24 protein-coding genes are annotated in these 23,190 nt (G+C 70.1%); 14 read left to right on the forward strand and 10 right to left on the reverse strand.

Annotated features, from left to right (window positions below; all coding sequences use genetic code 11):
• Window positions 1-16: 16 nt before the first annotated feature.
• From ACFV2O_RS33935 to ACFV2O_RS33945, 3 genes are all read right to left on the reverse strand, one after another.
• The gene (locus ACFV2O_RS33935) at window positions 17-358 is read right to left on the reverse strand and encodes a metalloregulator ArsR/SmtB family transcription factor (RefSeq protein ID WP_356968549.1); all 342 of its coding nucleotides are present in this window, start codon (window positions 356-358) and stop codon (window positions 17-19) included.
• Window positions 355-807, reverse strand: a complete 453-nt coding sequence (locus tag ACFV2O_RS33940; RefSeq protein ID WP_379255724.1) for an SRPBCC family protein — start codon at window positions 805-807, stop codon at window positions 355-357. Before ACFV2O_RS33940 ends, ACFV2O_RS33935 begins: the two co-directional genes overlap by 4 nt.
• Window positions 808-1,017: 210 nt before the next feature.
• Window positions 1,018-1,371, reverse strand: coding sequence for a hypothetical protein (locus tag ACFV2O_RS33945; RefSeq protein ID WP_379255725.1), 354 nt, complete (start codon window positions 1,369-1,371; stop codon window positions 1,018-1,020).
• 181 nt (window positions 1,372-1,552) lie between these two features.
• Between ACFV2O_RS33945 and ACFV2O_RS33950 the strand changes: the two genes are divergently transcribed.
• Window positions 1,553-3,145, forward strand: a complete 1,593-nt coding sequence (locus ACFV2O_RS33950) for a bifunctional phosphatase PAP2/diacylglycerol kinase family protein (protein WP_379255727.1) — start codon at window positions 1,553-1,555, stop codon at window positions 3,143-3,145.
• Between the two features lie 7 nt (window positions 3,146-3,152).
• Here the strand turns inward: ACFV2O_RS33950 and ACFV2O_RS33955 are convergent, their stop codons facing one another.
• Window positions 3,153-3,719: a hypothetical protein gene (locus ACFV2O_RS33955; protein WP_379255729.1), complete on the reverse strand. Its 567-nt coding sequence runs from the start codon at window positions 3,717-3,719 to the stop codon at window positions 3,153-3,155.
• A gap of 133 nt (window positions 3,720-3,852) precedes the next feature.
• On the opposite strand from ACFV2O_RS33955, the gene ACFV2O_RS33960 reads away from it, so the two are divergent.
• Entirely contained in the window at window positions 3,853-4,395 is a 543-nt protein-coding gene (locus ACFV2O_RS33960) for a YaeQ family protein (RefSeq protein ID WP_379255731.1), read from the forward strand.
• A 26-nt stretch (window positions 4,396-4,421) separates the two neighbouring features.
• Here the strand turns inward: ACFV2O_RS33960 and ACFV2O_RS33965 are convergent, their stop codons facing one another.
• From ACFV2O_RS33965 to ACFV2O_RS33990, 6 genes are all read right to left on the reverse strand, one after another.
• The gene (locus tag ACFV2O_RS33965; protein ID WP_364436589.1) at window positions 4,422-4,874 is read right to left on the reverse strand and encodes a hypothetical protein; all 453 of its coding nucleotides are present in this window, start codon (window positions 4,872-4,874) and stop codon (window positions 4,422-4,424) included.
• Window positions 4,875-5,160: 286 nt separating this feature from the next.
• Window positions 5,161-6,882: an urease subunit alpha gene (locus ACFV2O_RS33970; protein ID WP_379255732.1), complete on the reverse strand. Its 1,722-nt coding sequence runs from the start codon at window positions 6,880-6,882 to the stop codon at window positions 5,161-5,163.
• 60 nt (window positions 6,883-6,942) lie between these two features.
• Window positions 6,943-7,254 carry an urease subunit beta gene (locus tag ACFV2O_RS33975; RefSeq protein WP_379255734.1) on the reverse strand — a complete coding sequence of 104 codons (312 nt, stop codon included), beginning with the start codon at window positions 7,252-7,254 and terminating at the stop codon, window positions 6,943-6,945.
• A gap of 50 nt (window positions 7,255-7,304) precedes the next feature.
• The gene (locus ACFV2O_RS33980; protein WP_039797870.1) at window positions 7,305-7,607 is read right to left on the reverse strand and encodes an urease subunit gamma; all 303 of its coding nucleotides are present in this window, start codon (window positions 7,605-7,607) and stop codon (window positions 7,305-7,307) included.
• Window positions 7,608-7,683: 76 nt separating this feature from the next.
• Window positions 7,684-8,073 carry a PaaI family thioesterase gene (locus ACFV2O_RS33985; protein WP_379255825.1) on the reverse strand — a complete coding sequence of 130 codons (390 nt, stop codon included), beginning with the start codon at window positions 8,071-8,073 and terminating at the stop codon, window positions 7,684-7,686.
• 254 nt (window positions 8,074-8,327) lie between these two features.
• The gene (locus ACFV2O_RS33990; protein ID WP_379255736.1) at window positions 8,328-9,035 is read right to left on the reverse strand and encodes a hypothetical protein; all 708 of its coding nucleotides are present in this window, start codon (window positions 9,033-9,035) and stop codon (window positions 8,328-8,330) included.
• Between the two features lie 131 nt (window positions 9,036-9,166).
• Between ACFV2O_RS33990 and ACFV2O_RS33995 the strand changes: the two genes are divergently transcribed.
• From ACFV2O_RS33995 to ACFV2O_RS34050, 12 genes are all read left to right on the forward strand, one after another.
• The gene (locus ACFV2O_RS33995; RefSeq protein WP_379255738.1) at window positions 9,167-10,213 is read left to right on the forward strand and encodes a FecCD family ABC transporter permease; all 1,047 of its coding nucleotides are present in this window, start codon (window positions 9,167-9,169) and stop codon (window positions 10,211-10,213) included.
• Window positions 10,210-11,301: a FecCD family ABC transporter permease gene (locus tag ACFV2O_RS34000; protein WP_379255740.1), complete on the forward strand. Its 1,092-nt coding sequence runs from the start codon at window positions 10,210-10,212 to the stop codon at window positions 11,299-11,301. The genes ACFV2O_RS33995 and ACFV2O_RS34000 overlap by 4 nt, the downstream gene beginning before the upstream one ends.
• Window positions 11,298-12,197, forward strand: a complete 900-nt coding sequence (locus ACFV2O_RS34005; protein ID WP_379255742.1) for an ABC transporter ATP-binding protein — start codon at window positions 11,298-11,300, stop codon at window positions 12,195-12,197. Before ACFV2O_RS34000 ends, ACFV2O_RS34005 begins: the two co-directional genes overlap by 4 nt.
• Before the next feature lie 71 nt (window positions 12,198-12,268).
• A complete protein-coding gene (locus ACFV2O_RS34010) occupies window positions 12,269-12,661 on the forward strand; it encodes a BlaI/MecI/CopY family transcriptional regulator (RefSeq protein ID WP_043690252.1) in 393 nt (130 codons plus the stop codon).
• Between the two features lie 43 nt (window positions 12,662-12,704).
• Window positions 12,705-13,643 (forward strand): M56 family metallopeptidase, encoded by a 939-nt coding sequence (locus tag ACFV2O_RS34015; protein ID WP_355078475.1) that lies wholly within the window; start codon window positions 12,705-12,707, stop codon window positions 13,641-13,643.
• Window positions 13,644-13,825: 182 nt separating this feature from the next.
• The gene (locus ACFV2O_RS34020) at window positions 13,826-15,427 is read left to right on the forward strand and encodes a DEAD/DEAH box helicase (RefSeq protein ID WP_379255744.1); all 1,602 of its coding nucleotides are present in this window, start codon (window positions 13,826-13,828) and stop codon (window positions 15,425-15,427) included.
• Between the two features lie 3 nt (window positions 15,428-15,430).
• Window positions 15,431-16,276: a DMT family transporter gene (locus ACFV2O_RS34025; RefSeq protein ID WP_355078477.1), complete on the forward strand. Its 846-nt coding sequence runs from the start codon at window positions 15,431-15,433 to the stop codon at window positions 16,274-16,276.
• A 110-nt stretch (window positions 16,277-16,386) separates the two neighbouring features.
• The gene (locus tag ACFV2O_RS34030) at window positions 16,387-17,823 is read left to right on the forward strand and encodes a GuaB1 family IMP dehydrogenase-related protein (RefSeq protein ID WP_379255746.1); all 1,437 of its coding nucleotides are present in this window, start codon (window positions 16,387-16,389) and stop codon (window positions 17,821-17,823) included.
• Between the two features lie 244 nt (window positions 17,824-18,067).
• The gene (locus ACFV2O_RS34035) at window positions 18,068-19,450 is read left to right on the forward strand and encodes a hemolysin family protein (RefSeq protein WP_355078547.1); all 1,383 of its coding nucleotides are present in this window, start codon (window positions 18,068-18,070) and stop codon (window positions 19,448-19,450) included.
• The gene (locus ACFV2O_RS34040) at window positions 19,443-20,507 is read left to right on the forward strand and encodes a hemolysin family protein (RefSeq protein WP_355078479.1); all 1,065 of its coding nucleotides are present in this window, start codon (window positions 19,443-19,445) and stop codon (window positions 20,505-20,507) included. The genes ACFV2O_RS34035 and ACFV2O_RS34040 overlap by 8 nt, the downstream gene beginning before the upstream one ends.
• Before the next feature lie 37 nt (window positions 20,508-20,544).
• Entirely contained in the window at window positions 20,545-21,459 is a 915-nt protein-coding gene (locus tag ACFV2O_RS34045) for a 3-methyladenine DNA glycosylase (protein WP_379255826.1), read from the forward strand.
• Between the two features lie 153 nt (window positions 21,460-21,612).
• Window positions 21,613-23,187 (forward strand): LVIVD repeat-containing protein, encoded by a 1,575-nt coding sequence (locus tag ACFV2O_RS34050; protein ID WP_379255748.1) that lies wholly within the window; start codon window positions 21,613-21,615, stop codon window positions 23,185-23,187.
• Window positions 23,188-23,190: the final 3 nt, after the last annotated feature.

The following is a 23,190-nucleotide window of genomic DNA, read 5'->3' on the forward strand; positions in this document are numbered from 1 at the left end:
TCGCAACCGCGTGATCTCACTGCTGGTCTTGTCTGCGCTGAATCGCCTCCGCGATGCGCTTGATACGCCGGAGCCTGGCGTCCCACGCCGCCCCGACCGCGGACAACTGAGCGACCGCGCGCGCGAGTTGCGCCTCGTCCACCCGGTACCGCCGCTCCCGCCCGGCGGGCGTGCCGTGCACCAAACCGACGCGGTCGAGCACGACGAGATGTTTGGCGACCGCCTGCCGCGTGACGGGCAGCCGCTCACTGAGGCTGGTGGCCGTGCCGTTCCCCTCCGCGAGGAGCAGATCGAGCATCCGCCTGCGCATCGGGTCCCCGATGGCGGACCACAGGTCGTCGTCGACCGCGGCGGTCACGGCGTCGACACCAGCCGCACGATGTACTCCCCGAGGCGGGGGACGAAGGTGTCCCATCCCACGCTGTGGTCGCGGTACTGCTCCTCGAGTTTCGCCGCCTCCCAACCCATTTCCCGGAACCCCGTCTCGGTGAGCCGGATCCTGGTACCCGCGCCCGACGGGGTGAGTTCGAAAGTGACCAGCAGCGAGGCGGCGGAATCGTCGATCGCACCGCCCGGATAGCACCAGCGGAACGAGAACAATCGCGGCGGCTCGGCCCGCACCACCCTGATCGGGACGACATCGACGCGGTCGCCCCAGACGAGTTCGCCGACCGCACCGGGCGCCGTATCGAACTCGGCGTCGTCGCTCCACCATTCGGAGATGTGCTCCGGGCTGCTGACGACCTCGAAGACCACCTCGGGCGAGGCGTCGACGTGTATCTCGCGTTCGACGCTGCCGTACTCCATATTCACGACCTCCATATGCAACGTTTGGTTGCGCTTGACGTTAGTCGACCACCGGGCATAGCGCAACCATCGGTTGCACATGCGCCGCTGTCGCCGATGGCGGACCTCGCCGCCGCACACCTCGCGCCGACCGACGCCATTGCGGCATCCCCTGCCCGGCAATGGCTTCACTAGCTGAGACATGCCACGCCCACCCGCCGATGCGGCGCATCAGCAACTTTTCAGCAATCTCGCATCGCTACGATAGCCGCGTGCTGCGCGGAGTGCGGACGAATCGGCGATCAGAAGATCAGGCGACCACAAATCGTCGCGACCGCGGGCGCCGCCGAGCTGCCATGCGGGAGCCGGGATCGACACATCGCCCTGTCCCGCTGGTGACAGGTGTTTTCGCGGGAGCATGCGTGGCGTCACCACCCGTCGCGGCCTCGGTTCGGCGGACATCGGCAATCGATCGGCCGGGGTGACCGGCTTTGTTCGGAGGCCGCATCCGATCCGCCCTGTCAACCCGTAGCCGCCACGCTCACGGCGATCAATGTGACCGCCCGCACCGACGATCGCCTTCATCGGCATCCCTTTCGAATTCCCGGCAACTGGCAGTCGGCTTCTCGAGAATTCCTTCGCAACATCGGTTCTCGTGGCAGGTGTCGGCTCCACGACCTCTCGCCGAGCCCTAGGCCTCGCCGACACCGCGGGAGTCCGCTGTGCGTCCACGTTTGTGTGCGCGGTGATCGGTAATGTCGGACGAGTGAGTAGCTGGGTGCGCCGGAAGTTTCACGGCATCGGACGAATCGATCGAGCGATCGGCGGCGCGGTCGCCGAACTGCCTGCCTCGGTGGTCGACCACGGATTGCTGCGGCTCACCGGCAGCGCGAATTTCAGCGGACTGTGGCTGGTTCTCGCGACGCTGCTCGCCTCCCGCCAAGGCGCGCCGCGGCGGGCCGCGCTGCGCGGCGTCGTCTCCGTCGCCGGAGCCAGTCTCGTCGTCAACGTGGGCCTCAAGTCGCTGATCGCCCGGCGCAGGCCTGCCGCCGAACTCCTGCCGGTGCACCGGCGACTCGTTCCGACCCCGCGCTCCTCCTCCTTCCCCTCGGGACACAGCGCTTGCGCCGCGGCATTCGCCACCGCTGTCGCTCTGGAAAGTCCCCGTACCGCACTGGCTGTCGCCCCGCTGGCCGCCACCGTCGCCTACTCTCGGGTGCACACCGGTGTGCACTGGAGTTCCGATGTGCTCGTCGGAGCGGCCGTGGGTTCCGGTGTCGCCCTGGCCACGCGACGCTGGTGGCCGGTACGCGAATCCGATGAGGCGCAGGCCCGTCCGGTTCGCGAAGTGCCCGCGCTGGTGGAGGGCAAAGGCCTGGTGGTCATGGTGAATCCGGTGTCCGGTGACCCGAATTACGATCCCACCGACGACGTGGTCGCGGCCCTGCCCGCCGCCACCGTGCTGCGCACGCAGCCCGATCTGGACTGCGCCGACCAGCTCGAGCGGGCCATCGCCGAGCACGGCGAACCGGTGCTTGCGGTCGGCGTCGCCGGTGGTGACGGCACGGTGGCCGCGGTGGCCGCGGTCGCGTTGCGCCACGAGCTGCCGCTGGTCGTCATCCCCACCGGCACGCTCAACCACTTCGCCCGCGATCTCGGCGTCTACGACCTGCGCGAAGTAATCGATGCCACCGGTGTCGGCGAGGCGGTGGCGGTGGACATCGCCTGCGTCGAATGCGAGGACGACACCGGTTCCCGCACCCGGCATCTGATCAACACCGCCAGCCTCGGCGCCTATCCGGACCTGGTGCAGCTGCGCGAGAAGTGGCAGTCACGCTGGGGCAAATGGCCCGCCTTCGCCGCCGCGCTCGTGGTGACCCTGCACCGGGCCGAGCCGATCGAGATCTGCCTGGACGGACGCTGGCAGCGGGTGTGGTTCCTGTTCGTCGGCAACGGTCCCTACCACCCGCACGGCGCGGTGCCCGCCTTCCGTGACCGGCTCGACGCCGGACTACTCGATATCCGCTGGCTGCGCGCCGATCTGCGCTGGTCGCGCACCCGCGCCGTACTCGCGCTGTTGCTGGCGGCGATCGGCCACAGCAAGGTCTACGGCGAACGCCAATTGCCCGAACTCTTCGTGCAGTTACCCACGCCGGAGTCGCTGGCGACCGATGGCGAGGTGGTCGGCAAAGCCACCCGACTGCACTTCCGCATCGCCGGGCAACTCGCGGTCTACCGCCGTGACGAATCCAATCCGCTCTGGGCCGACCGCAGCCGCCCGCATCACCGCCGAGCTCCCTGGCTGCGGGACGTCTTCCGAGCCGAGCTACCGTTTCAGCGGCGAGCGGGCGAAGACTGAGCGCGCGCTACTTCATCGAGCGCAGCAACCCGAGGTTCGGCTCGAGCGCGCCGTCCTGTCCCAGCGCCAGGAAGTCCGCCTCGACCGCCTCGCGCTCCAGCACCCCGGCCCGCACCGCGTGGAAACGCACCACCGACCAGAGGAAGACATCGAGGTCGTCGAAACGAGTGCCCTCCTCGACCACTTCCTCCTCGTGGAACCAGATCGCGATCTGCCCGTTGCTGAGCACCACGTACAGGTTGCCGCCGCCGTCCGCGCCGATCGAATACACGTCGTCGTCGGTGAGCTCGGTCTCGTAGTCGGAATCCACTATGCCGCAGTCATTTCCGGCGAAGTCGAAACCGTAGGACCAGTCGTGGACATCCAGGAACCGCGGCATCCGCCCGGACCGCACCCGGCGATCGAAAGCCGCCAGCGCCGCCGCGGACGAAGGCGCCAGCCGTTCGAGGAAGGGCGCCACCGGCCGGGTCTCCTCCGGCACGGTGACCAGCGGCCGATCGGCGAACCATCTGGCCAGGTCGGCGTCGAGGTCGCGCTCGACGTATCCGGCCAAGTCGTCACGAGTAAGTGTCACCGCCGAATCCTAAGCGTCGTCAATGACATTCATCGGACACCGGATCGTCCGGCCCATCGCCGACAGCTTGCGAAATCATCGCTACCGCGCTGCCTCGGGGCTGATCACCGGGCGGCGATAAGCTCTTGCAGCTATGGCACTCAGCGCGACATTGCACAACTTCGCCGTCCAGTTGGCCGACGTCGATCGGGGCGTCTACCAGGAGCTGGAGTTGCGGGTGGCGCGGCACCCGTCCGAATCCGCGGAGTTCATGCTGACCCGCGTGCTCGCCTATTGCCTCGAATACGAGGAGGGCATCGCCTTCAGTGACGGTGGGGTCTCCTCCACCGACGAGCCAGCGGTGCTGGTGCGCGACCTCACCGGCCGCCTCACCGCCTGGATCGAAGTCGGCGCTCCGGACGCGGAGCGGGTGCACCGAGGCAGCAAACTCGCCGACCGGGTCGCCGTCTACACTCACCGCGACCCGGCCAAGGTGCTGGCGCAACTCCCCGGCAAGCGCATCCATCGCGCCGAAGCGATACCGCTCTACAGCTTCGATCGCGACTTCATCGATTCCGCCGTCGCCGCGACCGAACGCCGCAACACCGTGACCGTGTCCGTCACCGAGCGCCTGCTGTACCTGGACCTCAACGGCACCGGGTTGAGCGCACCGATCCACGAGCACCGGCTCACCTAGTTCTCGGATCCGTTCCTAGGTGCCCCTCATCGGATCCGGCGTTCGCACTCCTCGAATTCGGCTCCGGTTCGAAGGCAGTCGTAGAGTCCGCTCTGCACGTCGCCATTGGTGGGCGGCTCGCCGCAGAGAACACCGCATCGCTGGTAGTTCGGGACGGCGCTGCCGTCGGGCCAGTGGCAGGCATCGCCGTCGCAGGTGTAGCCGCGCGTATTCGGGTCGCGAGGGATCGGATTCCGGCTGAAGGACCACACGAACGCGTCGGTGTTCTGTACCTGCGTGCAGTAGACGGTCCGGCCGTCCGCGAGGCGGCCCACCGCACCGGAATCCTGGCAGTAGTCGTTCAAGGTGACCGTGACACCGCCGTCGGACGGCAGCGGCGCGGCCGCGGAGGTCACGAACATCGCGGCCAGAAACGTCCCCGCGCCGACCACACCCGTCAGCGCCCGACGCGCCGCCTTACGCTCGCCCGGTCGAGGCATGCTTCCCTCCCTTGCTCCAGGTCCAGCGGACTATACGCCCGGCGTCCACGAGTGGCACACCATTGAGACGTCCTCTCGTACCTCGTCGCAGCCGTGCGCGACTCGCAAGGTGTTCAAGCGGAGGCGGCGAAGGGCGGGTAGTTGTCGGCGGCCGTTCGCTCGGCGGCGTCGATGTAGTCGGCGAGAGCGTCGCGGGACACGGCGGGGAGCAGTATCCGGTGCTGATCGAGGAGTTCGGCAAGCCCGGCGAGGACCGACCGATCGGTCGAACCCGTACCCGCGCCGGTCAGAACAGGAAATAGCGCTGGGCCATGGGCAATTCGGTGGCGGGTTGTTCGCGCCAGACCTCGCCGTCGATGCGGACGGTGAAAGTGTCCGGCTCGACTTCGATGCGCGGCATGGCGTCGTTGTTCGGCAGATCCGTCTTCCGCACGCCACGGACGTCGCGGACCGGAACCAGTCTGCGCTGGACCCGCAACCGGTCGGCGAGGCCGTCCTCGATCGCCTGCTCGGAGACGAAATGCAGTGAGGTCGCGGCGGCGGCCGCCGGGGCGGCGCCGAACATGGGGCGCGGCAGCACCGGCTGCGGCGTGGGGATGGAGGCGTTGGCGTCGCCCATCGCGGCCCAGGCGATCGCGCCGCCCTTGAGGACGGCATGCGGGCGGACACCGAAGAACGCCGGCTCCCACAGCACCAGATCGGCGAGCTTGCCCACCTCGACCGACCCGATCTCGTGGTCCAGGCCGTGCGCGACGGCCGGGCAGATGGTGTATTTCGCGACGTAGCGCTGGACCCGGGCGTTGTCGGCGGCGCCGTCGCCCGGCAGCGCGCCGCGGCGGCGCTTCATCACGTGCGCGGTCTGCCAGGTGCGCAGCACCACCTCCCCGATGCGACCCATGGCCTGTGAATCGCTGCCGATCATCGAGATGGCGCCGAGATCGTGCAGCAGGTCCTCGGCCGCGATGGTGGAGGGGCGGATGCGGCTTTCGGCGAAGGCCAGATCCTCCGGGATCGACGCGCTCAGGTGGTGGCACACCATGAGCATGTCCAAGTGCTCGTCGAGGGTGTTGATCGTGTGCGGACGAGTCGGGTTGGTGGAGCTGGGCAGCACGTTGGGATGGGCGGCGACGGTGATGATGTCGGGCGCGTGGCCGCCGCCCGCGCCCTCGGTGTGGTAGGCGTGGATGCCGCGGCCCGCGATCGCCGCGAGGGTGTCCTCGACGAAACCCGCCTCGTTCAACGTGTCCGAGTGCAGCGCCACCTGCACCCCCGCCGCCTCGGCCACGGTGAGGCAGGCATCGATCGCGGCGGGCGTTGAGCCCCAGTCCTCGTGCAGCTTGAAACCCGATGCGCCCGCGCGTAATTGCTCCCACATGGCCTCGGCGCTGACGGTGTTGCCCTTGCCGAGCAGCACGATGTTCACCGGCCAGCCGTCGGTGGCCTCCAGCATGCGCGCCAGATGCCACGCGCCGGGCGTCACGGTGGTCGCCTTGCTGCCCTCGGCCGGGCCGGTGCCCCCGCCGATGAGGGTGGTGATGCCGCCGCCGAGCGCCTCCTCCAACAGCTGCGGGCAGATGAAATGCACGTGACAGTCGATCGCGCCCGCGGTGAGGATGCGGCCGTTGCCGGAGATCACCTCGGTGGACGGCCCGACGACCAGGTCCGGGTGCACCCCGGTCATGGTGTCGGGGTTGCCCGCCTTGCCGATCGCGCTGATCCGTCCGTCACGAATACCGACGTCCGCCTTGATGATTCCCCAATGATCGATGATCACCACGCCGGTGATCACGGTGTCGGGAGCGCCCTCGGCGCGCGTCGCGCGGGACTGGCCCATGGATTCGCGCAGGACCTTGCCGCCGCCGAACACGGCTTCGTCGCCCGCGCGCCCCGGTCCCCCGCTGCGGTCCTCGGTGATCTCGATCAGCAGATCGGTGTCCGCCAGACGAATCCGGTCGCCCGTCGTCGGTCCGAACAGTTCGGCGTACCGCGCCCGGCTCAGCTCACTCATCGCGTCCTACCTCCTGAGCCCGCGTACTCCGCGCCGCCCCGTTGCGGGTCCGCACACGCACTAGCCATCGAGACGGCCCGGTGGGGTCGAGCTGATCCCGTGCACCTCGCGGGCGCCGCCCAGCGGCACCAGCCCTACCCGTTGCCCGAGGCCGGGTTCGAAGCGCACCGCGGTCCCGGCCGGGATGTCGAGGCGGTGGCCGTGCGCGGCCGCGCGGTCGAACTCCAGCGCCGTGTTCGCCTGCGGGAAATGCACATGGCTGCCGACCTGCACCGGCCGGTCGCCGGTGTTGACCACGTCGAGTTCGAGGCGCCGCGCGCCCACGTTCAGTTCGATGACGCCCTCGGCGCAAAGGTATTCGCCGGGGATCACGCCGGGCCTCGGTCCGGCTCGGGGGCGCTCGCAAACCACATACCGTCCGCCTATCCGATCGGGTGGTGCACGGTGACGAGCTTGGTGCCGTCCGGGAAGGTCGCCTCGACCTGGACGTCGGGGATCATCTCCGGCACGCCTTCCATCACGTCGTCGCGGGTCAGGACCGTCCGTCCCGAGGACATCAGGTCCGCGACGGTGCGCCCGTCCCGCGCGCCTTCCAGCACGTGGTCGGTGATCAGCGCGACCGCCTCGGGATGGTTCAGCTTGAGTCCGCGCGCCTGCCTGCGCCGGGCCAGCTCGGCGGCGTAGCTGAGCAGCAGGCGCTCCTGCTCATGCGGTGACAGTCGCATCCGGGCTCCTCACCGGTTCACAGTGACGGGTGACGCACATTCTGGCACGCCCGTTCCGCCGTCGCCGGTCGAGCGGTCAGGACCGATGCGGCAGATTCTGCAGTCGCACCTGACCGCGCGCCACGGCGCGGCCCTGCTCATCGGTGATGACGACCTGCCACAGCTGCTGCAGCCTGCCCCGATGCAGCGGGGTCGCCTCGCCTGTCAGGGTGCCCTCGCGCACCGCCCGCAGGAAATCGGTGTTGTTGTTCACGCCGACGACCGTGCCCTGGTCGCCGAACCAGACGCCGCCGGCGATGCTGGCGAGCGTCTCGACGACGGTGCAGTACACGCCGCCGTTCTGGATGCCTGCGGGCTGGTAGAGATGCGGTTTCACGACCCACTCGCCGCGCACGCGATCGGGGCTCAGCTCGGTGTAGCGCAGGCCGATCAGGTCGGCGAAGGTGCCTTCGCTGTAAGCGTTCATCTGCTCGGGCGTGACGTCCGCCAGGGAGCCGAACTGGCGAGTCTCCTGCTGTGTCATGTATTCACTGTCGCACAGCACCCTGCGCGCAACGCCGCGGCCTCATTCGCAGGCCAGGGCGGTGCCCCGCCGAAGAGATCGACACAGAGCGGCGGGCCCCACCGGAAGTGGAGCCCGCCGCGGCACGGGATCGGGGGTCACCGCAGCCCTCGGGACTCTCGCGCGATCCGTACGCCGGAGATGAGTATAGGTCAGGCTTACCTAACTAAGCAAGAACCCGATCGCCGCACGGGCAGCCCGCGCTCGGCCATCGCCGCCAAGAGCGCCTGGCCACGACGCGCGCCGGTGACGGAATCGGTCCGCGCCAGATCGGGCACGTAAGTCGAAGCGCCCGCGACGGATTCACCGACGAGGGACCAGAACCGCCCGGCGCTCAAACCGGAGCAGCGAGTCAGGTTCCGCTGGACGACGGTCAGCGCGGGCTCGCAGCGATGCGCGAGCCAGACGTACATCGCCTCCGGGCACGGCAACGCGACCACACCGGGACCGCCCGCAAGCGGATCACCGTCGATCACGCGAATCGTGGTGTCCGACAAGCCCGCCCAGTCGATTCCGCCGTCGTTGTCGGTATGGATCCAGAGGTTCTCCAAGCCCGGATCCCAGGCCCGCCCTTCTGCCACGAGCAGCGCGACCACCCGACCGGCTATCGCGTGGATCAGCGCCGTGGCAACCACTTCCGCCGCGACGCCGGCACTGATCATCTCCGCGGCATGCCGCCGGTACATGAGTTCGACGCGCCCCTCGCGCACTCCGTCCGCCAGCTGCCACCAGCGTCGTTTGCCCTGCTCGGCGATCGCGGCGACGGCATAGACCCGCGGGTGCTCCGGTTGCAGCGCGCGCAGCCGGGCACAGGCGCGTCCGAACGCCGTCGTCGAGCGATGTGGCGTGGTGATGAGCTCGGTCATCGAACCTCCTTGGGGATCGGCTCCGTCGCGCGGCGCGGCGGACATTCGGCCATGCCCGCCTGTCCGAGAAGATAGGTTAGGCTTACCAGACCTAGCAACCGTATCGCTGATTTCAGGAGCAGCTCGTCGCCGTGACTTCTCTTGCCACCGTGAGGCGGCGACGTCTTTCCGGACTTCTCGTCTCGACCGTCCTGCTGCTGCTCGCCGTGCTGGCCGGCGTGGCGGTGGGCGCCCGCTCGCTCGCGCCCGGGACCGTCTACGACGCCGTGCATCATGCGCTCACCTGCCCCGGCGGACCCTTCACCTGCGCAGCCGGTTCCACCGAGGAAGAGATCGTGCGAGGGCTGCGGCTGCCGCGCACCGCGTTGGCACTGGTCTGCGGGGCGGCCTTGGGAATCGCGGGCGCGCTCGTCCAGGGCTACACCCGCAATCCGCTCGCCGACGCCGGGTTGCTCGGACTGAACGCGGGTGCGGCGTTCCTGGCCGCGTTGAGCGTGTACCTGTTCGCCTTCGCCGCGCCGGAGCAATACATCTGGTTCGCGCTGGCCGGAGCGCTGATCGCGGGGGTGGCGGTGTTCGCGACCTCGTCCGTGGGCGGCGGCAAGGCGAGCCCGCTGACCCTCGTGCTCGCGGGTGCGGCGGTCACCGCGTTCCTGCAGGCCATGACCAACGCCGTCGTGCTGTTCGACGCCGCCGCGCTGGACACCTACCGGTTCTGGGTGATCGGCGCCGTCGCCGGCCGCGACGCCGCGGTGTTCTGGCAGGTACTGCCGTTCCTGGCCGTGGGCATGTTGCTGGCGGTGCTGGCGGCGCCCGGACTGAATCTGATCGGCCTCGGCGACGACGTCGCGCGTGGGCTCGGCGTGCACGTCGGCCGCAGCCGCGCGCTCGGCCTGGCGGCCGTCGTGCTGCTGGCGGGCGCGGCGACGGCGGCGGTCGGGCCGATCGCCTTCCTCGGCCTGGTCGTCCCGCATCTGGCGCGGACGATCACCGGGCCCGACCATCGCTGGCTGATTCCCTATTCCGGGCTGCTCGGCGCGTTGCTACTGCTGATCGCCGATGTGGCGGGCCGGGTGGTGGCTCGCCCCGGCGAACTGGAGGTCGGCGTAGTGGTGGCCCTGCTCGGCGTGCCGTTCTTCCTCGCGTTCGCGCGCAGGCGAAAGCCGGTGAACCTGTGACGATCTCGCTGCGAGCCTCGAGTGCCCGCCCCGCGCTGCGCGTCGGGCCGGTGTCGACGGTGCTGCGACCGCGGATGATCCTGATCGTCGCGGTCCTGATCGCGCTGGCGCTCGCACTGTTGTGCCTGGACGTCGCGGTGGGCGAGTCCCATCTACCGCTCGGGCGCGTGCTGGACGTCCTGACCGGCGGCGGCACCAAGGCTCAGCGGTTCATCGTGCTGCAGTCCCGGCTGCCGCGCGCGCTCACCGCGCTCGTGGTCGGACTCGCGCTCGGGCTCGCGGGCGCCGTCACCCAGTCCATCCTGCACAACCCGCTGGCCGCGCCGGACATGCTCGGCATCACTTCGGGCGCGAGCCTGGGGGCGGTCGCGGTGCTGGTCGGCACCGGAGGCGCGAGCACCGGCCTGGCCGCTTCGGTCGGCGCGCCGGTGGCGGCCCTGGCAGGCGGGCTGCTCACCGCCGTCGCCATCTACCTGCTCGCCTGGGGACGCACCGCCACCGGCGCGTACGGCGCCACCGGGCTGCGGCTGGTGCTGATCGGCGTGGGCGTGAACGCCCTGCTTACCGCCGGGATCAGCTGGCTGCTCACCCGCGCCAGCCTGGCGGATGCCCAGCGCGTGCAGTTGTGGCTGAACGGATCGCTCAACGCGGCCGACAACGCGCGCCTGGGTCCCGCGGCGATCGCCGCGGGAATCGCCGCGCTCGTCGCGCTCGCCTCCGCCCGCTCGCTCGCCGCGCTGCGCCTCGGGTCCGACACCACGCGTGCGCTCGGGGTGCGCATCCAGACCCAGCAGGCCGTCCTGATCGGAGCGGCGGTCGTGGCCACCTCGGTGGCCACCGCCGCCGTCGGGCCGGTCGGTTTCGTCGCCCTCGCCGCGCCGCAGATCGCACGACGCCTGCTGCGCACGCCGGGCGAGCCGCTGGTCGGCGCCGCGGTCACCGGCGCCATCCTGGTGGTCGGCGCGGATGTCGCGTCCCGCACGGCGTTTCCGGTCGACCTTCCCCTCGGCGTCGTGACCGCGGCATTCGGCGGGCCGTTCCTGCTGTACCTGCTCGTGCGTATGAACCGGAAGGCGACGCTGTCATGACGATCGCGGACATCACCACCCCTGACGCCACGGAGCGAGCGAGCGCTCCTGCGCACCGGCTCGGCGCCGAGGCGGTCACACTCGGCTACGGCGACCGGGTGATCGTCGACGGGCTGAGCTTGACCGTCACTCCCGGCGTCGTCACGACCGTCATCGGGCCCAACGGTTGCGGGAAGTCCACCCTGCTGCGTTCGCTCGGCCGCCTGCTGCGCCCGCGAGAAGGCCGAGTGTTGTTGGACGGCAAGGCTATTTCGACGATGAAGACCAAGGACATCGCCCGCGTCGTCGGCATGCTGCCGCAGTCGCCGATCGCGCCGGAAGGGCTCACCGTCGCCGATCTGGTCGCCCGCGGACGCCACCCGCACCAGTCCTGGTTCCGGCAGTGGTCGGGAACCGACGAATCCGAGGTGACGACCGCGCTGGAACAAACCGGGATCGCCGACCTCGCAGGCCGCCCGCTCGATGAGCTGTCCGGCGGCCAGCGCCAGCGCGCCTGGATCTCGATGGCACTGGCCCAGGGCACCGACATCCTGCTGCTCGACGAGCCGACCACCTATCTGGACCTGGCGCACTCCATCGAGGTGCTCGACCTGGTGGACCGATTGCACGCCGATCTCGGCCGCACCGTCGTGATGGTGCTGCACGATCTCAATCTCGCGATCCGCTACAGCGACCAGTTGGTCGTCATGCGCGACGGACGCGTGGTCGCCGCGGGCGCCCCCGGCGAGGTGGTGTCGGTCGAGCTGCTGCGCGAAGTGTTCGACCTGGACGCGAGGGTGCTCGAGGACCCGGTGTCGGGCCGCCCGATGATCGTGCCGATCGGCGCCAGGCACGTGCGCGGAAAGGTGGGCGGCCCGGCTGCCACAACGCCCGAGACCGCGCCGTATGAGAAATGACACACCAGCTATTCCATAGTTACGACACCCTGTAGTACGCATCCTCGTCGTTGAGTACCTAAAATTAGGGAATGGCAGGTCTTGGTGAACTCGAGAAAGCGGTCATGGACCAGTTGTGGTCGGCCGACGAACCACAAACGGTCCGGCAGGTGCACGAGGCGCTCGCCGCACGCCGTGAGCTCGCGTACACCACGGTGATGACCGTGCTGCAACGCCTCGCGAAGAAGAACCTCGTGGTCCAGCGGCGCGACGACCGCGCGCACCGCTACGCGCCGGTGCACACCCGCGACGAACTCGTGGCCAGCCTGATGGTCGACGCCCTGCAACAGGCCGACGCGGCGGGCAGCCGTGCCGCGGCCCTGGTGCACTTCGTGGAACAGGTCGGCAAGGACGAGGCTGCCGCTCTGCGCGAAGCACTCGCTAAGCTCGAAGCAACCGAGGACTCGCCGCCCCCGCCGCAGTAGACTCCTCGGGCGCCCTGGCCCCACAACGCAGTGAGCTGAGTCGATGAACGCAACCGCGCCGGTATTCGCCGGACTGGCATTGCTTCTCGCGGGGCCTGCCCCGGCCTTGCTCAGCCGGGCGACCTGGACCTACCGGACGCCCCGAGCAGCGCTGGTGCTCTGGCAGGCCATCGCGCTCGCAGCCGTGCTCAGCGCGTTCGGCTCCGGGTTGGCCATCGCCGCCGAGCTGCTCGTGCCCGGTCCCGACGGCCGCCCCACCACCGCGCCGACCAGGGAGATCGACGCGCTCGGCCTGCCGCTGTGGCTGGCGTACGTGTTCGTCTTCGCGCTCACGCTGCTGATCGGCGCCCGGTTGATCTACGCGATCATCCGGGTGGGCGTGCACACCCGCAGGCGACGGTCGCGCCACCGCATGCTCGTCGACCTGCTGGACCAGAGCGGTCCGCACCGGCGCGCGGCCGACATCCGGGTGCTGGCCGCCACCGAGCCCATCGCCTACTGCCTGCCCGGCCTGCGCCAGCGCGTCGTGCTCAGCGAAGGCACTCTGACCAATCTCGCCGACGCCGAGGTCACCGCCATCGTCAGCCACGAACGTTCGCACCTGCGGGCCAGGCACGATCTCGTGCTGGAGGCGTTCACGGCCGTGCACGAGGCGTTCCCCCGGGTGGTGCGCAGCAAGGCGGCGCTCGGCTCGGTGAAACTGCTCATCGAGTTGCTCGCGGACGACTCGGCGGTCAAGGTCACCGGACCGAAGCCGCTGGCCCGCGCCCTCGTCGCCTGCGCGAAGTCCACCGCGCCGCAAGGCGCGCTCGCCGCGGGCGGCCCCACCACGCTCATCCGCATCCAGCGGCTGAGCGGCCGGATCGGGGACCTGCGCATCGCCACGGCCGCCTACCTCGGCTCGGCCGCCATCTTGGTGGTGCCGACGCAGGCCGTGGCCGTACCCTGGCTCGTGGAACTGAGTCGGCTGTTCCACGGCTGACTCCCCGGCACGTATCCTGAACCTTCGGCCCGCCTCCGGTCGGCCGCATCCTCTCGCTTTACCCGGCGCGCGTCATCGCCCGCGCCACCGCGCGGTGAAACCGCATCGCGCACCGTTCTCCATCCCACCGAACAGCGCGATCCGCGTGGAACGCGCCGTGCGACGAAAGGCACATCCTCCTCGTGACCCCCTCGACCACCGTCGCCGCGGCGCCCCCCGCGACCTTCGCGGGTCTGGGCCTGCCCGCCGTGCTCGTCCAGGCACTGCGACGCGACGGCATCGAGACGCCGTTTCCGATCCAGGCCGCCACGACGCCCGACGTCCTGGCAGGCAAGGACGTGCTCGGCCGCGGGCCGACCGGTTCCGGAAAGACCTTGGCCTTCGGCCTCCCGATGCTCACCCGGCTGGCCGGCGCCGCGGCCAAGCCGGGCCGCCCGCGCGGACTGGTCCTGGTGCCGACCCGCGAGCTGGCCGCACAGATCGAGCGGGCACTGGACGAACCGGCGCTTTCGCTCGGCCTGCGCGTGGCCGCGGTGGTCGGCGGCGCCCCGATCAAACGCCAAGCCGACCGGCTCGCCCGCGGCGTCGACCTGCTCATCGCCACGCCCGGACGGCTCGCCGACCTCCTCACCCAGGGATCCGCCGATCTGTCCGACGTGACGATCACCGCGCTCGACGAGGCCGACCACATGGCCGACATGGGTTTCCTGCCGCAGGTGACCAAGCTGCTCGACCGCACGCCGCGCGACGGTCAGCGCCTGCTGTTCTCGGCCACGCTGGACGGCGAGGTCGACAAGCTGGTCAAGCGTTACCTGCGCTCCCCCGTCACGCATTCCACCGCACCGCCGTCGGCCTCGGTCACCACGATGTCGCATCATCTGCTCTACGTCGGCGACAAGGTGACCAAGCGGGCGGTCGCCACCGAGATCGCCGCCCGCGACGGGCTGACCATCATGTTCGTCCGTACCAAGCACGGCGCCGACCGGCTCGCCAAACAGCTGCGCGGGGCGGGCATCGCCGCGGGCGCGCTGCACGGCGGCAAGGCGCAGAACAATCGCACCCGCACCCTCGCCGCGTTCGCCGACGGCTCGGTGCCGGTGCTGGTCACGACCGACGTCGCCGCGCGCGGCATCCACGTCGACGGGATCTCCCTCGTCGTGCATGTCGATCCGCCGCCGGAGCCGAAGGCCTATCTGCACCGGGCCGGGCGCACCGCCCGCGCGGGTGAGGACGGCGTGGTCGTCACGCTGGTGATGGACGAAGAGCGCCGCGACGTCGAGTCGATGGCCCGTAAGGCGGGTGTCGAAGTGGACGGAGTCGCGGTCCGTCCCGGCGACCGCACCCTGGTCGAGATCACCGGCGCCCGCCGCCCGTCCGGAACTCCGGTGGTTCCGGCTTCCGCCGCGCCCGCGACCACCCCGGCGACGAAACCCGCACGGCGTCAAGCGAACCGGCGTGCGGAGACAGCTCAGGCCGCTGGCCGCGGCGCCGGTGCGGCGAAGCAGTCCCGGTCGGGCTCGGTGCCGAGCCGTGGTGGCGAATCGGTCACCGCGCCGGGGCGTCGTCGCGGCCAGGCGAAAGTCGCCGGGAAGCCCGCCACCGGCAGCTCCGCCGGGCACAGTGCGGGTTCGGTCGAGGGTGCGTCCCACCGCCGTTCCGCTACGGCGGGCGGATTCTCCGGACGCGCCGCAGGGCACGCCTCCGGCGACACGCCGGGCCGGACACGGCGACGCGCCGTACGCGCGCAGCAGTCACCGAAGCGGGGCAATCGCGGAGCAAACTAGAACGTGTCGACTCACGCGGCAGCCGCCGTCCTCTGCGCCCTGCTCGCTGCGCTGCTGTTCGCGGTCGCCGCGGTCGCGCAACAGCACGCGGCGGCCGCGGTGCCGGAGGGCGCGTCGCTGATCCGCTCGCTGATGCGTACCCCGCGCTGGTGGGCGGGCGTCGTCGGCGACGCGGGCGGATACGCCATGCAGGTCGTCGCGCTCACCCTGGGCGCGGTGCTGCTGGTGCAGCCGATCCTGGTGAGCGCGCTGGTGTTCGCGCTACCGATGTCCGCCCGGCTCAACGACCGCCGCGTGGCGCCGCGCACCTGGGCGACCGCCCTCGCGCTGACCGCCGCGCTGGCCTGCTTCCTGCTCGTCGGCAATCCGACCGAGGGCAACACCGATGCGCCACTGCGAGATTGGCTCGTGCCCCTGGGCATCCTGCTCGGCCTGATCGCCGCCGCCACCGCCGGTGGCATCGCCGCGCGCGACCCGGCGTGGCGCGCGCTGCTGATCGGCGCCGCGAGCGGCGCCCTCTACGGACTCGCCGCCGCGCTCACCGACTACGTCACCGACCTGTTCGAACACGGTCTCGGGGATGTGCTCAGCGGCTGGCAGACCTGGGCACTCATCGGGGCCGGTGTCACCGGCGTCTACCTGCAGCAGCGCGCCTATCACGCGGGACCGCTGACCGCTTCCTTGCCCGCCGTCACGGTCGTCGAGCCACTGGCCGCCGCGTTCATCGGCATCGCCGTGCTGGACGAGCGGTTGCGGACGGACACCGCGGGACTGGTCATCACCGGAGGCGCGGTGCTCGTCATGGCCGCCGCGACGATAATGCTCTCCCGCTCGCAAGCCGCCGCCTGAGCCCACAGGCGAAGAAAGACCGACGGGACAGACGACGCACCGCATATCCGCACTGTCGAGCCCCGGGCAGAACGGCGCACACCGGTCGGCGCGCGGATATCATCGGTCGAGTGCGCTTTCTTCCCGGTCATCAGCCGCCGTACGACCTGACCTACGACGACATCTTCCTCGTCCCGAATCGGACGGACGTCGCGTCGCGCTTCGACGTCGATCTGTCGACGACCGACGGGTCGGGCACCACCATCCCCATCGTCGTGGCGAACATGACCGCCGTGGCCGGGCGCAGAATGGCCGAGACGGTGGCCCGCCGCGGCGGCATCGTGGTCCTCCCCCAGGACCTGCCGATCACCGCAGCCGCCGACACCATCGCCTTCGTCAAGAGCCGCTCGCTCACCGCCGACACCCCGGTCACCCTCGCCCCCGACCGTTCGGTCTCCGAGGCGGTCGCCCTGATGCACAAGCGCGCGCACGGCGCGGTCGTGGTGGTGGACGAAGGACGCCCGGTCGGCGTGGTGACCGAGGCCGCCTGCGCCGACGTCGACCGCTTCGCCCGGCTCCGCGAGATCGCGGTCACCGATTTCGTGCGGGCCCCCGCGACCACCACCCCGCGTGACCTGTTCGACCTGCTGCACGCCGAGCACGCCGACTTCGCCGTGCTCACCGCCGAGGACGGCACCTTGGCCGGCGTGCTCACCCGGACCGGCGCCCTGCGCGCGGGCATCTACCAGCCCGCCGTCGACGCCGCGGGCAAGCTGCGCGTCGCGGCCGCGGTCGGCATCAACGGCGACGTGGCCGCCAAGGCCAAGTCCCTCGTGGATTCGGGCGCCGACCTGCTGGTCATCGACACCGCGCACGGACACCAGGCCAAGATGCTCGAAACGCTCACCGCCGTGCGCGATCTCGGGCTCGGAGTCCCGCTGGTCGCGGGCAACGTCGTCTCCGCCGAGGGCACCAGGGATCTCGCGGCGGCGGGCGCCGACATCGTCAAGGTCGGTGTCGGCCCCGGCGCCATGTGCACCACCCGGATGATGACCGGCGTCGGCCGCCCGCAGTTCTCCGCGGTGGCCGAATGCGCCACCGCCGCCGCGGAACTCGGCGTGCACATCTGGGCCGACGGCGGCGTGCGCCATCCCCGCGACGTGGCGCTCGCGCTGGCCGCGGGCGCGTCCAACGTGATGATCGGCTCCTGGTTCGCCGGTACCTACGAGTCCCCCGGCGACCTGCGGGTCGATCGCGACGGCAACGCGTACAAGGAGAGCTTCGGCATGGCCTCCAAGCGGGCCGTCGCCGCCCGCACCGCCTCCGACAGCGAATTCGACCGAGCGCGCAAGGGACTGTTCGAAGAGGGCATCTCCAGCTCGCGGATGCGGCTGGACCCCGAGCGTCCCGGCGTCGAGGACCTCATCGACCACATCTGCTCCGGTGTGCGCAGCGCGTGCACCTACGCGGGAGCACGGACGCTCGCCGAATTCCACGACAAGGCCGTGCTCGGCGTGCAGTCCGCGGCCGGATTCGCCGAAGGCCGCCCGCTGCCCAGCGGTTGGTGAGCGCCGACACACGCATCGCACCGGCACCGGCCCACGCCACTCGGCACGTGGGCCGGTAGCATGGTGGTTGCCGGACACCGGCACCACGACTCGTTTGCGAAAGGATCCAGTTGTCACCCGCGTCCGAGGGCGCCGCACAGGAGGGCTCCTCTATCGAGCCGGGTGACCAACCCGGCGTCCCCCTCCCCGCAGTAGTCCCATTCCGCACAGGCCGTCACGCAGCACCGTTCGGGTGGTGCTGACCATGTCCGTCGCGCTCACCGCGCTCAGCCTGATCGGATTCATCGCACTCACCGTCGGCACGGCCCTGTTCGTCGCCGCGGAATTCTCCCTTACCGCCCTGGAGCGCAGCACCGTCGAGGCGCACGCCCGCACCGGTGACGTCCGCGCCCGCATGGTCCGCAAGGCGCATCGCACGCTGTCGTTCCAGCTGTCCGGCGCCCAGCTCGGCATCACCATCACCACGCTGATCACCGGTTATATCGCCGAGCCGGTACTGGCCCGGCTGCTGCATCCGGTGTTCGCCGGCATCGGGCTGAGCGAAGCCGCCGCGGGCGGCGTCGCGCTCACGCTCGCGCTGATCCTGGCCACCTCGCTGTCGATGATCTACGGCGAGCTGGTGCCCAAGAACATCGCCATCGCCAAGCCGCTGGCCACCGCCCGCGTCACGGCCGGACCGATGGTCAGCTTCTCGGTGGTGTTCAAGTGGATGATCCATTTCCTCAACAGCACCGCCAACTGGGTGGTTCGCAGGCTCGGCGTCGAGCCCGCCGAGGAGTTGCGCTCGGCCCGTTCGCCGCAGGAACTCGGCTCCCTGGTGCGCACGTCCGCGCTGCGCGGCGCGCTCGACCAGCCCACCGCCCAGGTTATGGACCGCTCGCTGCAGTTCGGCGAGCGCAGCGCCGAGGAGCTGATGACTCCGCGGGTGAAGATCGAGTCGCTCGACAAGGACGACACCATCGCCGATCTGATCGACGCGGCGGGCCGCACCGGTTACTCCCGATTCCCGGTGATCGACGGCGATCTCGACAACACCCTCGGCTTCGTGCACGTCAAGCAGGCTTTCACCCGCCCAGTGCACGCGCGCCGGACGACCCCCCTCTACCGGCTCGCCCAGCCGGTGCCGATCGTGCCCGCCAGCTTGGACGGCGACGAGGTGCTCGAACGGGTCCGCGCCGACGGCATGCAGGTCGCCCTCGTCGTGGACGAGTACGGCGGGACCGCGGGCCTGGTCACCATGGAGGACATCATCGAGGAGATCCTCGGCGACGTCCGCGACGAGCACGACGAGGAGGAGCGCGACGTACGGCGCGTCTCCGACGGCTGGGACTGCTCGGGCCTGCTGCGTATCGACGAGGTCTCCCGGGCCACCGGGTACGACGCGCCGGAGGGCGAGTACGAGACGCTGGGCGGCCTCGTGCTGACCCGGCTCGGCCGCATCCCGGTGCCCGGCGACGAAGTCGTGCTGCCCAACCCTCGCTCGCAGCAGTGGACGGCGCCGGAGAACCACGGCTCCGGCGGCTGGATCGCCCGGGTCGAACGCATGGACGGACGGCGCATCGACCGGGTCCGGTTGATCCCGGTGGACGCCGACGCCCTCGCGACCAAGGAGCACAGCCATGGGTGACCTCTTCGGCGTCCTGCTCACCGTCGTGCTGCTGGCAGGCAACGCGTTCTTCGTCGCCGCCGAGTTCGCGCTCATCTCCGCCCGCCGCGACCGGCTGGAAGCGCTGGCCGCGCAGGGCAAGCGCAACGCGAACACCGTCATCCGAGCGGGCGAGAACCTTTCGATGATGCTCGCCGCCGCGCAGCTGGGCATCACCATCTGCTCGATCCTGCTCGGCCGCGTCGGCGAGCCCGCCGTAGCGCACCTGCTGGAAGGCCCGTTCGACCTACTCGGCTTGCCGCAGCAACTGCTGCACCCGGTGGCGTTCGCGCTGGCGCTGACCATCGTGGTGATCCTGCACATCCTGTTCGGCGAGATGATCCCGAAGAACATCGCGCTGGCCGGGCCGGAGCGCAGCGCGCTGCTGCTGGTGCCGGTGCACCTGATGTGGCTGCGGCTGGCCCGCCCGCTCATCGCGCTGTACAACCTGGCCGCCAACCTGTCGCTGCGCCTGCTGCGGGTCGAGCCGAAGGACGAGCTGGAGGCCACCGTGTCGACGGTGGAACTGGCCGAGATGATCGGCGAGTCCCGCTCGGAGGGGCTGCTCGACGAGGAGGAGCATCGCCGCCTCACGCAGGCCCTCGGCACCAGCGACCGGGTGGTCGCCGACGTGATGGTGCCGCTGGACGCGACCCGATCGATTCCGCTGCGCGGCAACGGGACCACACTCGGCGACATCGAATCCGCAGTCGCCGAGACGGGTTTCTCCCGGTTCCCGGTGCGGGCGAACGACGGCTCGCTGGTCGGCTACCTGCACGTCAAGGACGTGCTCGACAAGGTCGCCGACGAGAGCGCCGGTCCGGGGACGCCGATCCCGCGCACCGATATCCGCCCGCTGCCGACGGTGGGCATGGGCGCCACGCTCTACGAGGCGCTGGCGCGGCTGCGGCGCACCAACAGCCATCTCGGCCGCGTGGTCGACGACCGGGGCAACACCACCGGCATCGTCGCCTTGGAGGACTTGGTGGAGGAATTCGTCGGCACCGTCCGAGACGGAACGCATCGGGTGGGCGAATGACGATTCGGGCAGCGTGCCCGCGCGGGGTGCGATGACCATGCGGGTGTTGTCCGGTGCGCAGTGGCGGGAGTCCGCCGCCGCGCACCGGGTCCGGCTGGACGATCTGGTCGGGCCCTATCTCGAACGGCGGGCGCAAGGTTCGTCGCACCCGGTGATCGACTTCTTGTTCACCTACTACGGGCACAAACCCGCCCAGTTGCGGCGCTGGCATCCGGGATACGGCATCGGGATGGCCGATGCCGCCGAATACCGCGATGCGCGCGGGTATCACCACGTGGTCACCGATTCCGGCGCTGCGGGCTTCTGCACCGCCGATCCCGCATACCTGGACAAACGCCGCGATACCGTCGCGTTCGTCGCGGAGTTGCTGCGTGCCACCGCGTCCCGGCCCGCTCATCTGTCCTGCTTCGGGCTGCACGAATGGGCGATGGTGTATCGCACCGACGACATCCGCCACCAGAGGGTGCCGCTGCGGCTGGGACGCGCGGGCACCGACAGCGTGCTCGACTCGATGTCGCTGCGCTGTACGCATTTCGACGCCTACCGCTTCTTCACCCCGGACGCCGTCGGCCGCAACGCCGAGCCGCTCACCCGAGCCGACCAGCTGCGTCGCGAACAGCCGGGCTGTCTGCACGCGAATATGGATCTGTACAAGTGGGGCTTCAAGCTGGTCCCGCTGATCTCGTCGGAGCTGCTCCTGGATTGTTTCGAGTTGGCTTGCGCCGCAAGGGAACTGGACATGCGCGCCAGCCCGTACGACCTGTCCGGCCTCGGTTACCAGCCGGTTCGCATCGAGACACCCTCGGGGCGGGCGGAGTACGTCCGCGCCCAGGCCGAGTTGGCGGAACGCGCAGCCGGACTACGACGCGTCTTCCTGGGTGCCTGCGACGAACTCCTGTCGGAGCACCCGAATTCGGCCGCACTCGGCACCGGACCGACCCAGCCGCGCTGACCACGCGGAACGGAAAACTTCGCGAATCAGTCTGCGATTCGGCGAAACCCGCCCTCGGACCGACGGAAATCATTACTATTCAGTCAGTTAGCGGTGACTGTCCCAGTCACCCTGGGTAGCCAATCTCGACGACGAAGTTGGGGGGTCGCGACGATGCGCCCGTTGGCCAGACTGTGCCGTGCCGAACCGCTGGCTCTGCTCACCATCGGCATGGTTACGGCCGTGCTGCTGCCCGTGAGCGCTTCGGCCGATCCGCCATCGGACGTTCGTAACGCAGTCGAGGAGTTCCTCGACGTCGGGCGCACCTCGGTTCCCCGCGCCGAGTGCGGACCCGGCGCCGCCCCCGAGAGCGGATTGCAAGGCGATGTCACCGCCGCCGACCGCGACAGCGGGCGCAGCACGCAGGGCTACCGGTGCAACATCTCCTACGTCGGCGGCTACGCGGGCCGCGGCGCGGGCATCACCTCCACCAGCTTCGAGCATTGCGCCTATCTGGGCTCGTTCTTTCCCGGCGACCTGATCAGCGAGGGCCGTGGCGTCCAGGTGCTCGACGTGTCCGATCCGGCGAATCCGCGTCCGACGGCGACTTTGACCGAGCCCGCGATGCTCGCGGGCACCTGGGAGAGCCTCAAGGTCAACACCGAGCGCAAGTTGCTGGTCGGCACCGGCGTGCCGGTCGGCGAGGGTGTGGGCTACCTGTCGGTCTACGACATCTCCGATTGCGCGCATCCACGGCTGCTCAATCCCGGTCCGGGGACGAATCTGGCGATGCCGCTGCCGATCACCACGCACGAGGGCGGGTTCTCCCCCGACGGCAACACCTATTGGGCCTCGGGAGTCGCGCCCGGCTTCGTCAGCGCGGTGGACCTGAGCGACCCCGCCGACCCGCATGTGGTGTGGCAGGGCTTGACGGGCATCGAAGCGCACGGATTCGGCATCAGCCCGGACGGCGATCGGATGTACATCTCCGCGCTCGGCGGATTCACCGTCCTCGACATCAGCGCGGTGCAGCGCCGCGACCCCAACCCGCAGGTGCACCATCTGGGCCGGGTGTTCTGGACGGACGGCTGGGCGACCCAGCACAGCATCCCGGTCTTCTACGACGGCAAGCCCTACCTCTACACCGTCGACGAAGGCGGTTCCGGCGGCGTCAAACTCATCGATATCTCCGACGAGACCGCGCCCAGGGTGGCCAACAAGATCAAGCTCGAGATCAACCTGCCGCAGCACATCGACAGCAATATCGGTTCGTCGATGGGTGGTTCCGCCTTCGCCTACGAATCGCACTACTGCGCCGCCGACCGGCAGGACAACCCGACCGCCTTGGCCTGCGGATGGATCTCCTCCGGCATCCGGGTGTTCGACATCCGCGACCCCTACGCCATCCGCGAGATCGCCTACTACAACCCGCCCGCCCGCACCGGGCAGAACATGAGCCTGTGGAACTCGCCGCACGCGCTCGCCTCGCTCATCGGCGTTCCGCTCATGAGCACCCCTCCGGCGGTGCGCGCCGTACTGGAGGGACAGTTCAACCCCCTGGACGCCACCACCCCGCGCACCGGCCGCCTCGCCTTCGGCGATGTGTCCACCGACTGGTGCTTCTCACCACCGGAATGGCGCGGATCACAGCTGTACGTCGCATGCTCGGACAACGGGTTCATGGTGCTGCGACTGGACGACGACGTGTACTCGCCACCGGCGGACCAGCGGTCGATCGTCGGGTCGTAGCGA

This window comes from Nocardia sp. NPDC059691, from assembly GCF_042733915.1.
GTDB lineage: Bacteria > Actinomycetota > Actinomycetes > Mycobacteriales > Mycobacteriaceae > Nocardia > Nocardia sichangensis.

Bases quoted from the DNA above. Each gene is read 5' to 3' on its own strand.
- ACFV2O_RS33940 (WP_379255724.1), bottom strand. From the start codon at position 807: ATGGAGTACGGCAGCGTCGAACGCGAGATACACGTCGACGCCTCGCCC.
- ACFV2O_RS33945 (WP_379255725.1), bottom strand. From the start codon at position 1,371: ATGAAGGCGATCGTCGGTGCGGGCGGTCACATTGATCGCCGTGAGCGT.
- ACFV2O_RS33960 (WP_379255731.1), top strand. From the start codon at position 3,853: ATGGCACTCAGCGCGACATTGCACAACTTCGCCGTCCAGTTGGCCGAC.
- ACFV2O_RS33965 (WP_364436589.1), bottom strand. From the start codon at position 4,874: ATGCCTCGACCGGGCGAGCGTAAGGCGGCGCGTCGGGCGCTGACGGGT.
- ACFV2O_RS33970 (WP_379255732.1), bottom strand. From the start codon at position 6,882: ATGAGTGAGCTGAGCCGGGCGCGGTACGCCGAACTGTTCGGACCGACG.
- ACFV2O_RS33980 (WP_039797870.1), bottom strand. From the start codon at position 7,607: ATGCGACTGTCACCGCATGAGCAGGAGCGCCTGCTGCTCAGCTACGCC.
- ACFV2O_RS33985 (WP_379255825.1), bottom strand. From the start codon at position 8,073: ATGAACGCTTACAGCGAAGGCACCTTCGCCGACCTGATCGGCCTGCGC.
- ACFV2O_RS33990 (WP_379255736.1), bottom strand. From the start codon at position 9,035: ATGACCGAGCTCATCACCACGCCACATCGCTCGACGACGGCGTTCGGA.
- ACFV2O_RS34005 (WP_379255742.1), top strand. From the start codon at position 11,298: ATGACGATCGCGGACATCACCACCCCTGACGCCACGGAGCGAGCGAGC.
- ACFV2O_RS34010 (WP_043690252.1), top strand. From the start codon at position 12,269: ATGGCAGGTCTTGGTGAACTCGAGAAAGCGGTCATGGACCAGTTGTGG.
- ACFV2O_RS34015 (WP_355078475.1), top strand. From the start codon at position 12,705: ATGAACGCAACCGCGCCGGTATTCGCCGGACTGGCATTGCTTCTCGCG.
- ACFV2O_RS34035 (WP_355078547.1), top strand. From the start codon at position 18,068: ATGTCCGTCGCGCTCACCGCGCTCAGCCTGATCGGATTCATCGCACTC.
- ACFV2O_RS34040 (WP_355078479.1), top strand. From the start codon at position 19,443: ATGGGTGACCTCTTCGGCGTCCTGCTCACCGTCGTGCTGCTGGCAGGC.
- ACFV2O_RS34045 (WP_379255826.1), top strand. From the start codon at position 20,545: ATGCGGGTGTTGTCCGGTGCGCAGTGGCGGGAGTCCGCCGCCGCGCAC.
- ACFV2O_RS34050 (WP_379255748.1), top strand. From the start codon at position 21,613: ATGCGCCCGTTGGCCAGACTGTGCCGTGCCGAACCGCTGGCTCTGCTC.